The organism is Aeribacillus sp. FSL M8-0254 (genome assembly GCF_038008845.1).
GTDB lineage: Bacteria > Bacillota > Bacilli > Bacillales > Aeribacillaceae > Aeribacillus > Aeribacillus composti.
On sequence record NZ_JBBOZY010000001.1, the window covers coordinates 487072 to 499309 of the forward strand.

Below are 12238 nucleotides of genomic sequence, written 5' to 3' on the forward strand. Positions count from 1 at the left end.
CTTTGTTTTTCACTTCTTGCCAAGCTTAATCAGAATGAAACATATATCGATTGACAGGTCTTCCGATGCTGCCATACTGAACATGGATTGAGACTTTTTTGATTTTCGCCAAGTAGTCTAAATATCTTCGTGCAGTAACGCGTGCAATACCGATTCCTTCCGCAACTTCTTCAGCGGAAATCGGTTCTTTTTGATTTTGGAGGAGACGGATGATCTTATCAAGTGTTACTTGGTTTAACCCTTTAGGCAGGTCTGGATCCTCTGGCTTGTTCTTGAATTTATTGTTTAACAACATAGTGTCTACATCTTTTTGCGTTAATTTTTCTTTTTCCTTCAGCTGGCTATGATAAAGCAAATAGTTTTTTAATGATTGTTGGAGCCGTTCAAATTTAAACGGTTTCATAATGTAGTCAAAAGCACCGTTTTGCAGAACGCGGCGAACGGTTTCCATATCTCTCGCAGCGGTAATCGCAATGACATCTATGGAATGACCCTCTGACCGGATTTGCTTAAGCGTTTCTAATCCATCCTGATTAGGCATGTAAATATCTATAATAACTAGTTCAGGTTTCAATTCCCGAACAAGCTCTATGCCTTCTTTTCCGTTCCCTGCGATTCCAATCACAGTAAAGCCGTCGACTTTTTGGATAAATTGTTTATTCACCTCTTGAACCATGGGATCATCTTCGATCAACAATACACTAATTTTTTTGTTCAAATTTTTTGCCCCCTTTGTTTTTACATATCAAATGTGATGATAAATGTAGTTCCCGTACCTTTTTGCGACTCAACCTGAATGTGACCGTTTGCTTGATCAACAATTTGTTTGACCAGATATAAGCCTATTCCATGATTTTGCTTGTTTTTTGTGGAAAAACCCTTTTCAAAAATGTTCGGTAATACAGAATCGTCTATGCCAGGACCGTTATCTTCAACTAATATCGTGAAAATTTCTTTATTTTGATCGATGCTGACGAATATTTCTTTGTCAGGATCAGTCGACTCTTGAAAGGCATCAAAAGCATTTTCAATTAAATTCCCAATGATGATCACCAGGTCGTTATGATCGATATTTTTTGGGAAGCGCTCCAAATGGCTGTTTCTGTCAATGACTACTTTAATTCCGAGCTCTTTGCCCCGGCTGATTTTGCTGAGTAAAAGGCCTGATATGCTTTCATCTTTAATATGTTCAGTTAAAAAGTTTGTCAGCTCTTCTTGCTCTTCCGTTATTTTGAATACATATTCTAACGCTTTTTCTTTATGTCCAAGCTGAATGAGACCTGCTATCGTGTGCAATTTGTTCATATGTTCATGATTTTGAACACGAAGCGCGTGGACAAAAGCTTTCACTCCGGTTAATTCTTCCGCAAGCTTTTTGATTTCAGTTCGATCCTGGAAAATGGCGACAGCTCCGACCGTTTCGTTATTCACTCTGATCGGGATGCGATTGCTTAAAATGCTCAGATTCCTTACCTGCAATTCTTTGTTATAAATAGGACGGTCAATTACTAATATTTCCGGGAGTCGGGTGTCGGAAATAACGTCGCGAATCGGCTTTCCGATCACATCTCCTTCAATGCCCATCATTTGTTTGGCACGGTCATTAAAAATAGTTATACGTTCATTTTTATCAATGGCAATGACTCCTTCGTGCATAGCATTAAATGTTTCAGTTCGTTCAACTAGCATTTTAGCTATTTCAAAAGGCTCCAAGTGAAACATCTGCTTTTTTATATGTCTTGCCAGGAGCCAAGCCCCCAAACCGCCTAATAGTAAGACAAGAAAAGAAATCGAAAAAATTTGCGATTTTAAATTTGCAAGCAGCTCATATAAGCTTGGAAGCTTATAGGCTGCGATGACGACTCCAACTTGTTTATGTTCTTTATTCATGACAGGTACAAAGGCGCGGATAACAGTGCCGATTTCTCCATTTGCTTTTGACGTATATGTGTGTTCGGCAAAGGCAGGACCCTCATCTTCTCCTTCCGATTTTGTTCCGATTAACGATTTGACCGGATGGGAAAGGCGGGTACGATCCATATCGAGCACAACAATATATTCTGTTCCGTTAATGATTTGAAGACGTTCAATCATCGAAGGAATCAGCTGGCGATCTTTCATGCTTCCATTGAGCCCGTTTCTGACTTCAGGCAGCGCCGCAACCGTCCTCGCAGCTAATATAGATTGCTGTTTAAGCTCTTCTTCTTTTTGGTTTAAATATTCGTTTACAATAAATAATCCTCCGAAAAAAAGCGATAAAAAGACAATAATAAAAATTAAACCTGTTATTTTCCATATGATTGGTAATCGCTTCATAAGGCAACCTCTTTTAGCTAAACGTTCATACTTGCTTTATTTTATCACAGATTTGCTTTCCTTTACTTTAGAGAAAGAGCATGCTTGGTATAATTTATGTTAAAATGATCAAAAACAAATGGTGTGATGAATCATGAAGAAAAAAATCGTGAGGTATTTGGCTATAGTATGTGCCGGGTTAGCCTTTGCGTTATTTTCCTATAATATCATTATACAATCTCAAAATGATCCACCGGTTTACGATGATGAGCAAGAGGGGCTAAAAGAGCAAATTAAAATCTATTTCAGCCATGTAGTGGCGGAGGATACGCCAAAAGGCTTGGCTGCCCAAAGGTTTGCAGATTTGGTCGAGGAAAAGACGAAGGGCCGAGTAAAAGTGATTGTGTTTCCAAACGGTTCATTATATTCAGATAAAGATGAAATAGAAGCTTTAAGAAAAGGCAAAGTGCAAATGATTGCTCCTTCCTATTCAAACGTGGCAGAATTGGTTCCGGAATGGGAAGTGTTAGATTTACCGTTTATTTTTCAAAACGATGATAATGTTGAAAGGGTTTTAACAGGAAAAATTGGCGAAGAGCTGCTCAGTATGTTAGAACCGAAAGGATTTAAAGGACTGGCTTTTTGGGGAAATGGATTCAAACAAATGGTAAATAGTCAAATGTTTATGAAGAATCCGGATGATTTCAAAGACCAAAGATTTCGGATCATGCCTAATAAAGTCATAAAAAAACAATTTAACATGTTAGGAGCGGAACCGATTGCCCTCTCATTTGATCAAGTTTATGAATCATTAGAAGAGGAAGCATTTGACGGACAAGAAAACACAATTTCGAATATTTATTCAAAAAGATTTTATCAATTTCATCCGTATGTAACAATTAGCAATCACGGTTATTTAGGATATGTCGTAATGGTCAATGAAACATTTTGGAATCAGCTACCTAAAGACGTTCAAAAACAAATTATGGAAGCAATAGAAGAAACGACAGCTTGGAATATGAAACAATCGAAACAGCAAAATATAAGACAGCTTGAAGAAATGAGGCAAAATCCAAATATACATATTCATACGTTAACGGAAAAAGAGCGAAAGAAATGGCAGGAACGATTTGTGCCGCTTTACCAAGAATATGAAGCGAAATATGGAAAGCTATTAAAAGAAATAAGAAATGCAGCAAGCTGAACTAGCCATCGTTTCAGCAAAAATGGACTGTCCGCGAGGCGGCAGTCTTTTTTATGGAATTTGAGAGAAAAAAAAGAGGTGTTATATTCGCCGCTCTCATCCATTTTTACGCATGATACACCACAAGAAATAGTCCAACGAGCATTCGGTGGAAAGATGTAAGATAAAGTACATGGACATCACTGCGGCTGCACTTTCTTTACAGGAATGGCTGAAATAAAACCTTTCAGCTTATCGGCAGTAACTATTTGAAACGAATGAATGATTCTAAGAAACTCGATTTCATGGTTTATCGCCCGTTGTGTTTTGATTTTTTTGGGGTTACAAATGGACAATCGGTTATGAAAATGGTCATCGTTGGAGTTACGACTGAAGCATGAGAGTCGTTGGGCAGTAGTTAACCAGCTCTGTTAAGGAAGGAGAAGAAGCCGTTTACGTTTCTTTGGAGTGACCAGCTCGTTAGACTTTAAGCGGGAGTAGTTGAAAAGCAAAAATGAATCTATTAAGAGTTTCTGCTTCTGTTTCCCAGAATGACTAGGGAGGTGCTGATCCTTTCTCATTTTTGGCCATTCAAATTAATTTTGAGACCAAAAAGAACAAAAAGATTAATAAAACCATAATATTAAAACTTTTTGAACATTCTATTAACATAAATGTACGGACGTTTGAAAACGTTATCAAAGGGGAAAGGAGAGAGATAGATGCGAATAAACTTTAAAAACCTGACTGTACAAGTTATTATCGGTATCATTTTAGGGATTACAGTTGGATTTTTATTCCCTGAGTTCGGGGCGAAATTAAAGATTTTGGCAGATATTTTTATTAAACTAGTGAAAATGGTGATTGCACCAATTGTATTTTTCACCGTTGTCATCGGCATCGGATCAATGGGTGATCTGAAAAAAGTAGGCAGGATCGGCGGGAAAGCTCTGATCTATTTTGAAATTGTTACGACGATTGCTCTTGCTATCGGGATCTTTGTTGTAAACATTATGAAGCCAGGTGAGGGCTTTAACACCGATAGTGTGCAAGGAAGCGATATTTCTCAATATACGAAACAAGCAGAGGAAACAAGTCACGGTGCTTTAGACTTTATCATGAGCATTGTGCCAGAAAATGCAGTGGGAGCGCTCGCAAACGGAGAACTCTTGCCGATTTTATTCTTCGCAGTCCTTTTCGGATTAGCAGCGGCAAGACTAGGGGAAAAAGCAAAACCTGTTATCAATTTGTTTGAACAATTGACAAATATCTTTTTTGGCATCGTAAATATGGTTATGAAAATTTCACCGATTGCAGCTTTTGGTGCAATGGCCTATACAATCGGAAATTTCGGTCTGGGATCGCTTGTGTCTTTAGGAAAATTAATGGCCTCTGTCTACATGACGATGTTCTTATTTATCGTGATCGTTTTGGGACTGATCACAAAATTTTACGGGTTCAGCATTTTAAAATTTATCGCATATATAAAGGAAGAAATATTGCTTGTGTTAGGAACTTCCTCCTCTGAATCCGCATTGCCAAAATTGATGGAAAAGCTTGAGAAGTACGGATGTTCTAAGTCTGTTGTTGGTCTTGTTGTTCCGACTGGGTATTCTTTTAACCTAGATGGAACGTCGATTTATTTGTCAATGGCGGCTATCTTTATTGCACAGGCATATGGGATCGATTTAACCATTTGGCAAGAACTGACTCTACTTGGAATTTTAATGCTGACTTCAAAGGGCGCTGCAGGTGTGACTGGATCCGGATTTATTACATTAGCCGCTACTTTGGCTGCATTTCCAATGGTTCCGGTTGAAGGAATTGCACTTCTCATCGGTGTTGACCGATTTATGTCAGAAGCCCGTGCGATTACGAATTTAATTGGAAACGGTGTCGCAACAGTTGTTGTGTCAAAAATGGAAGGAGAGTTTCATCCGGAAAAAGCTTCTCAAGAAGAGCAGGTTTCCAGTCAGGCGACTGGCACTGTATATGCTAACGAACAGTGATTCGAAAATTTGATAACAAATCAAAAAGAAAAGGATGCTTTAAAGAATTCGGCATCCTTTTCTGTTTTGATATTGAAGGTTTCTCTTCAGCGAGCTCTGTATAAAAAATGAAAAAAGGTGAAAAAATTTCAAGAACTGTTTAATATAAATAATGGGGAAATTATTGCAGAAAGGGAGTGGAACAAGGTGGTGCAGTCTCCAATTTTTTTAAAGCCTGTTTTTAAAGATCGAATTTGGGGTGGAACAAACCTTCGCACTCATTTTCATTACAAAATTCCAACGGAGACAACAGGAGAATGCTGGGCGATTTCTGCCCATCCGCATGGTCAAAGCATTGTAGCAGAAGGAAAGTTTAAAGGAAAAACATTGGGTGAATTATGGGACAACCATCGAGAATTGTTCGGCGGAATAAAAGGGGATCGATTTCCTCTCTTAACGAAAATTCTGGATGCAAACAACGATTTGTCCGTACAGGTGCATCCAGATGATGAATATGCAAAAAAGCACGAAAATGGTGAATTAGGAAAAACGGAGTGCTGGTATATCATTGACTGCTCAGAAAATGCGGAAATCATTTACGGTCATCATGCCAAAACGAAAGAAGAGCTCGTATCCATGATTCAAAGCGGAAAATGGGATCAATTGCTGAGAAGAGTAAAAATAAAACCGGGCGACTTCTTTTATGTTCCGAGCGGCACCATCCACGCCATCTGCAAAGGAACGCTCATCCTTGAAACGCAGCAAAGTTCTGATACGACTTACAGAGTGTATGATTACGACCGTGTAGATGCAAACGGAAATAAAAGAGAATTGCATTTGAAACAAGCGATAGAGGTGGCGACTGTTCCTCATAAAGATTACACGATTGAACGTTCTGTGGAAGTAAAGGAAGGAGCAACGATTACCACATTTATCAAAAACGAATTTTTTTCAGTTTACAAATGGGAGATTGACGGCGAAGGGAAGTTTGTTCAAAATCATCCGTTCCTTCTTGCAAGCGTGATTGAGGGAGACGGGGAGCTTACTCATGATGGCCGTTCATACACACTAAAAAAAGGGGCTCATTTTATTTTGCCGAACCAAACGGGCGATTTCGCAATAAAAGGAAAATGTGTTCTCATTGTATCTCATGTATAAAACATTTATCCCGACTCTTCTTTCTCCTTTTAAAGGAGGGAGAAGAATCGGGGTTTTTATTGAAAAAAGGTCATTCGGTTGAAGAAATACTTTCCCCAACTCAATTGTACCCCCATAGAAATTCGCCGATATACTTGTCCACTTTCGGATGCTCATGAAGACCGCTGTGTGTGGCAAGTTTATCTTTAACAATGATTTCATGATAATTTTCTAACGGAACAATATTTCTAGCGCTGAGAGCGCTCTGGATGGAGACAACTCCATCACTGTCTTTATACTCGGGATTGATCCCTGCGATATTGAGAACTTTCGTTTTTTTAGAAAATTGATCCCGGTTGTTCAATATTTCTAGTAAAGCATGAGAATCTGGCTTTAAATCAATGATTGCTTTACCTGTATTCAGCTTATGGTAAGATTCCTGTTCTATTCCTTGAAACGGGCTGCCTATGACCACCATTTTGCGGACAATCGGGTAATCCTTCAAGTTGTTCGTGTCCTCGATATATTTTGTCGAAACGAGTCCTCCCATCGAATGAGCCACAATGTATAGCTCGTCTACCGAATAGTTTTCTTTTAATAAGCGCATTGCCTTTTTCAGAGAATTTGCCGTTTCCTCAATACTTGTGCGGTTTTCCTCAAAAACAATTTGTATAAAAGGATTTTTTAAGTTTTGTGGGATTGTTCCGGAAATATGGACAATGCCCATGCGATCAACTCGAATGACCATTGATTTTGTTCCCCAGCGGTAATCATATTCAAAACGATGCAGCATATGTTGGAACGAGCGCATTGTTCCTTTATAGCCATGGACAAAGATGGTCGGAATTTGAGGTTCAATGCTTGCAAAAGAGTCGTTTGAATCGACATGCTTCGAGCGCCACGTAATAAAAAAAACGCTTAAAAGAAAAAACGTAAATAAAAAAATAGATGCCATTCGCCCCATCGTCGATTTTTTTCTCACGATAAGTTCACCTCGTAATGATAATATTATACTAATTTTTTGGTTTTATCATGGAATTTTTTCTTTTTTTACAAAAAAGTTTAGAAATTTACCAAATTTTCTTGAAATTCGTGTATAATATACATCGAAAGAACTAGTAAAAAAAGTCTAATGTCATGCAAGGATTGTCAAATAGTGAAGAAAAAGGGGTGAAAGAGTGGAGCAGGTCAAAAATTATATTGTAACTTGTGACACGCTAGCATTGCTTCCTTATTTTAATACGTATGGGGAATGTTGGACAATTGTTATTGAAAAGTATGAAAAGTATCTTGTGAAAAAGAAGCCGAAGGATCTTTTGGCGGAGAGCTGCAACTATTATGGTGTGTCTCTTAACGGTATCATTGAGGCAGCTAAGAAAATCCTGCCGCGCCAGCGCATGCTTCCTGTATGCATTCCTGCCCTTGATCTTTGTTTTTTCCCTACTAAATCAATGGAACATTTAGACTGCCAATGGATTGCGCATTCGGCTATTCGACATGTCGTTTCAAAAGGAAAGCATTCAACAATCGTTTTAATCAATCATGAGAAAGTAGTAGTGGAGAAGCATATGAGTATCATTTACAACAAAATGAAAAGTGCGTCTCATATCAATGATACATATAAGAGAAGGATCAATGAGGGGAAGGAATACCATTCCTTTATTTTATATGAGAAGCCATCTTGTTATGATTGTAAACGAAAATCATAATGCTACTGAATGATTCTCGGCTTGCGGGGATTTTTATTATAAGTGCGGCAGTTCTTATAAAAATGCGATCGAATGGTGAACTGCCGCACTATTTTTTATTTTTCAGCGGTTTCCTTCTTTAATTCCAAATGTTTTTTCAGCTCGTTGGAAAGGGAAAGACGTTCATCTTCAGGCACAATATAGTAGTAAATGCCGTTAATTTTTTTTCCGCTCCCTTTTATTTGATGCTGAATGACATTTTTTCGGGCATCTTTGTAATTTTCTTGAATTGCCCACATTTCATCAAATGTAAGATTTGTTTTTACATTGTTTTCAATAACTTTAAACATTTCTCCAAATTTTGTAATGGATGTAATGCTTGCTCCTTTTTCAATAACCGCCTCAATAATTTGCCGCTGTCTTTCCTGGCGGCCGAAATCGCCCCTTGGATCATCATATCGCATTCTTGAATACGCAAGAGCTTTTTTGCCATCCAAGTGAATGGTTCCTTTTTCAAAATGGTAGCCCTCGTAAGTGAAATCTAAATCATTTTCAACCGTCACACCGCCGACTGCATCGACAATATCGCGAAAGCTTTCCATATTCACTTTGACAAAATAATCAACCGGCACATCTAAGAAATTTTCAACCGTTTTAATAGCCATTTCTGTTCCGCCGAAAGCGTAGGCGTGGTTAATTTTGTCTTGAATGCCTTTTCCGACAATTTCTGTTCTTGTATCGCGGGGAATGCTGACCATTTCCATTGACTTTTCATTTGGGTTGACTGTTATCAAAATGAGCGAATCAGACCGTCCTCGGTCCCCTTTTCTTTCATCAACACCCATCAGCAATATGGAAATAGGATCGCGATTTTTAAAGTTGACTTGCTGATCGCGTTTGTCTGACTTATCTCGTCCGATGTTTTCTTGAATGTTGGCAATGGTCGATTGTGCTTTGTTCCAAATGTAAAAGGCATAGGATCCCGTGGCAATAATGAAAACTCCAATGACTGATAACAAAATCCAGAGCCATTTTTTTCTCTTTTTTCTCTGTCTATCTGATCTCATAATTCCATCCCTCATTACTAAATTTATCTAATCTGATTATAAGTTTCCAATTCTATTAAGACAATATATTTGTGAGGAAAATATTTTCGTATACACTTGTCAGCACCGCTTGAAAAAATGAATTGACAGCATGGAACGGCAGGGCATTTTCCGCTATAATAAAGTGAGAAATTTGTCGTTTGGAGGATTATCTGTGAAAAAAAGGATTATTGTTAGTAATGTTGTCGTTTTATGTATAGCATCAATTATTGTCGGCCATTTTTATTGGAAACAGAAAATTTCAAAACCGACAGCTGCTTCTGTGGAATCATCTGCAGAAAATAAAAAGGAAGACAATAGTAAACAAAATGATACGCGAGAGGACTACGCCAAAAATTTACCGGAGGATGTTCAGAAAAAAATCAAAACAGCATTAAAAGAAGAGAAACAATTGAACTTTGTAATTTGGGGATCTGAATCAGTTCCTTCCGATCAAAATGGGTGGCCGGAAAAACTGAAAAAGGAGCTTCTTTCTGCATATGGAGATGAGCTCTTTAACATCTCGATTGTTTCCGATGCCGAGGAGACAACCCATAGTGTATTGAATAAAAAATTATATAAAAAAATTGCAGACAAAAAGCCTGACATCCTCCTTTTCGAGCCGTTTATTTTGAATGATAACGGCGTTGTCGGCATTGACAATACTCTAAGCAACATTACGGACATCTTGCGGAAAATTCAAGAAGCAAATCCTGACGTATCGATTATGCTGCAGCCTGCACACCCGCTCTTTGGTGCAAAATTTTATCCTAAGGAAGTAGATGCGCTCAAACAATATGCTGAAAAAAACCACTTTACTTATTTAAACCATTGGGAAAATTGGCCGGATAAGGAAGACGAACAATTGAAGCAATACGTTACAGAAGACCGATCCAAACCGAGTGAAAAAGGGAATCAAGTATGGGGAGAGTATTTAATTAAATATTTTGTCGCAAAGGACGGACAATGATCGTCCATTCTCCTTTTCCCATGTGGAAAATTTGCTGTTTGCCGTCAAAACACGCGGAAAAACGAAAATTTTCTGGGAAATAATTTTTTTATACGATCACTGTTCATATGCCAAGTTGAAGATTTTGAAAATATGTCTGTGACCAATTGATGCCGAAAGAACTCAATCATTGAATTCATTTTAGTCCACGAAGATTGCTGGAACTCTTAGCAAGTTGTCTAAACATCGACTGTTTTCTTTAATTTAGAAATAAAATATTCTGAAATTTATTGATACTGTAAAGAAGAGAGTAACGATTAAATATGTCTTTAAATATAAAAAAATAGATGATATTATACTATATCGAAAACGGTGTGAAAATATATTGGAGGAAGTTAAATGAATGAATCTGTCGAAAACTCACGATATCTAGTTTTAACAAATGCTTACCCTTCTGAAAACCAGCTTTATCGAAACGGATTTATTCATAGAAGAGTGAAAGCATATCAAAAAAGAGGACTCAAAGTTCAAGTTTTTGTATTAAGTCCTATATATAAAGAAGCAGAAAATTATCATTTTGATGGTGTTTATGTTAGCAGAGGTAATAAAGAAATTTTCGAACAATTTTTATTAGGAAACAATTTCAAAAAAACTTTAATCCATTTTGTATCCGTAGATATGATCGATGTAATTCGAAAACTTAAACCAAAGATGCCGCTAATAATTTGGATACACGGTTTTGAAGCTGAAGCTTGGCATCGAAGATGGTTTAATTTTTTAGAAAGCCGAGATCAACTTGCTAAAATATTAGAAATGGCAAATGATTATTATGTAAAACAGATGAAATTAATGAACTGGCTTTATCAAACGAAAGAGCTTGATTTAAAATTTGTTCATGTATCTAAATGGTTTAAAGAGCATATTGCTGAATGTGATGCTCGTGCAAAAACACAAAATGCCAGTATTATTCCGAATATTGTTGATGGAGAATTGTTTAATTATGTAGAAAAAACTCCAGAACAACGTTTCAAAATTCTATCTATCCGACCATATGCCTCAAGAAAATATGCCAATGATTTGTCTGTAGCAGCAGTTCTTGAATTGTCAAAAAAGCCGTTTTTTAATCGATTGCAGTTTGCTTTTTATGGAGATGGAAAACTATTTGATGAAACATTAAGCCCGATCAAACATTTTCCAAACGTGAAGATTAGGAAAGGATTTTTACAACAGGCGGAAATTGCTGAATTACACAAAGATTACGGTGTTTTTTTATGTCCAACAAGATTAGATTCTCAAGGTGTTTCAATGTGTGAGGCCATGGCGAGTGGTTTAGTTCCAGTTGCAACTAACATTACAGCAATACCTGAGTTTGTTGAACATCGCAAAACTGGACTACTTGCAAAACCTGAAGATCCCGAAGATCTAGCATATATGATTGAGAGACTGTATTTTAATGAATCACTATTTATGCGTCTTTCTAAAAATGCTGCTATAGATATTAGAAAAAAGTGCGGCGAAGACTCTGTTATTACAAGGGAAATGGAGTTGATATTAAGTTGAGAAATGAGGCACATACTAATAAAGATTATGAAGAATTTAACCAGAAGCAGGATGACTCATATTGGAGATTAATGTATGAAGAATTGGAAATGCAAATGAAAAACATGATGGAGATGACTTTGGAATTAATTGATAAAGAATTAGCTAACAAAGGGCATTCTAAAAGAGAGAAGGTACATCCTGTTTACAGCCATGCACCTAAAGATTTGCAAAAGGAATTAAGAAGACTTCAGCTTTTTGAACATCGAATTCGCGTAACATGGATAGGAAAACTTGCGTTAGCATATATAGGATTAAAGAAAAGAGTAAAGACACTGATTAAAGGTAAGTAACTAATCGAGACTTAAATGGAT

The 12238-nt window shown here is 37.3% G+C and carries 11 protein-coding genes; 7 read left to right on the top strand and 4 right to left on the bottom strand.

Annotated features, from left to right (window positions below; genetic code table 11):
• Nucleotides 1-25: 25 nt before the first annotated feature.
• The gene (locus NSQ44_RS02445) at nt 26-718 is read right to left on the bottom strand and encodes a response regulator (protein WP_340854723.1); all 693 of its coding nucleotides are present in this window, start codon (nt 716-718) and stop codon (nt 26-28) included.
• A 20-nt stretch (nt 719-738) separates the two neighbouring features.
• A complete protein-coding gene (locus NSQ44_RS02450; RefSeq protein WP_340854725.1) occupies nt 739-2316 on the bottom strand; it encodes a sensor histidine kinase in 1578 nt (525 codons plus the stop codon).
• Nucleotides 2317-2449: 133 nt separating this feature from the next.
• Between NSQ44_RS02450 and NSQ44_RS02455 the strand changes: the two genes are divergently transcribed.
• The 3 genes from NSQ44_RS02455 (at nt 2450) to manA (ending at nt 6624) form a co-directional block, all read left to right on the top strand.
• Nucleotides 2450-3499 (top strand): DctP family TRAP transporter solute-binding subunit, encoded by a 1050-nt coding sequence (locus tag NSQ44_RS02455; RefSeq protein WP_066246907.1) that lies wholly within the window; start codon nt 2450-2452, stop codon nt 3497-3499.
• 701 nt (nt 3500-4200) lie between these two features.
• The gene (locus NSQ44_RS02460; RefSeq protein WP_066246904.1) at nt 4201-5487 is read left to right on the top strand and encodes a dicarboxylate/amino acid:cation symporter; all 1287 of its coding nucleotides are present in this window, start codon (nt 4201-4203) and stop codon (nt 5485-5487) included.
• Between the two features lie 186 nt (nt 5488-5673).
• Nucleotides 5674-6624: a mannose-6-phosphate isomerase, class I gene (gene manA / locus NSQ44_RS02465; RefSeq protein WP_066247027.1), complete on the top strand. Its 951-nt coding sequence runs from the start codon at nt 5674-5676 to the stop codon at nt 6622-6624.
• Nucleotides 6625-6724: 100 nt separating this feature from the next.
• Here the strand turns inward: manA and NSQ44_RS02470 are convergent, their stop codons facing one another.
• Nucleotides 6725-7585, bottom strand: a complete 861-nt coding sequence (locus NSQ44_RS02470) for an alpha/beta hydrolase (RefSeq protein ID WP_082829352.1) — start codon at nt 7583-7585, stop codon at nt 6725-6727.
• A 196-nt stretch (nt 7586-7781) separates the two neighbouring features.
• Here NSQ44_RS02470 and NSQ44_RS02475 point away from each other — a divergent pair, with 196 nt between their 5' ends.
• Nucleotides 7782-8312: a competence protein ComK gene (locus NSQ44_RS02475; protein ID WP_340854727.1), complete on the top strand. Its 531-nt coding sequence runs from the start codon at nt 7782-7784 to the stop codon at nt 8310-8312.
• A gap of 95 nt (nt 8313-8407) precedes the next feature.
• Here NSQ44_RS02475 and tagU read toward each other — a convergent pair whose 3' ends face one another.
• Nucleotides 8408-9358 (bottom strand): polyisoprenyl-teichoic acid--peptidoglycan teichoic acid transferase TagU, encoded by a 951-nt coding sequence (gene tagU, locus NSQ44_RS02480; RefSeq protein WP_340854729.1) that lies wholly within the window; start codon nt 9356-9358, stop codon nt 8408-8410.
• 193 nt (nt 9359-9551) lie between these two features.
• Here tagU and NSQ44_RS02485 point away from each other — a divergent pair, with 193 nt between their 5' ends.
• The 3 genes from NSQ44_RS02485 (at nt 9552) to NSQ44_RS02495 (ending at nt 12217) form a co-directional block, all read left to right on the top strand.
• Complete coding sequence (locus NSQ44_RS02485) at nt 9552-10346, top strand: SGNH/GDSL hydrolase family protein (RefSeq protein WP_340854730.1); 795 nt, start codon at nt 9552-9554, stop codon at nt 10344-10346.
• A 378-nt stretch (nt 10347-10724) separates the two neighbouring features.
• Nucleotides 10725-11885: a glycosyltransferase family 4 protein gene (locus tag NSQ44_RS02490; protein WP_340854731.1), complete on the top strand. Its 1161-nt coding sequence runs from the start codon at nt 10725-10727 to the stop codon at nt 11883-11885.
• Nucleotides 11882-12217: a hypothetical protein gene (locus tag NSQ44_RS02495; protein WP_340854732.1), complete on the top strand. Its 336-nt coding sequence runs from the start codon at nt 11882-11884 to the stop codon at nt 12215-12217. Before NSQ44_RS02490 ends, NSQ44_RS02495 begins: the two co-directional genes overlap by 4 nt.
• Nucleotides 12218-12238: the final 21 nt, after the last annotated feature.

What these genes read in the sequence shown, in the direction of transcription:
- NSQ44_RS02455 (WP_066246907.1), top strand. Translation starts at nt 2,450, where the DNA reads ATGAAGAAAAAAATCGTGAGGTATTTGGCTATAGTATGTGCCGGGTTA.
- NSQ44_RS02490 (WP_340854731.1), top strand. Translation starts at nt 10,725, where the DNA reads ATGAATGAATCTGTCGAAAACTCACGATATCTAGTTTTAACAAATGCT.
- NSQ44_RS02460 (WP_066246904.1), top strand. Translation starts at nt 4,201, where the DNA reads ATGCGAATAAACTTTAAAAACCTGACTGTACAAGTTATTATCGGTATC.
- NSQ44_RS02450 (WP_340854725.1), bottom strand. Translation starts at nt 2,316, where the DNA reads ATGAAGCGATTACCAATCATATGGAAAATAACAGGTTTAATTTTTATT.
- tagU (WP_340854729.1), bottom strand. Translation starts at nt 9,358, where the DNA reads ATGAGATCAGATAGACAGAGAAAAAAGAGAAAAAAATGGCTCTGGATT.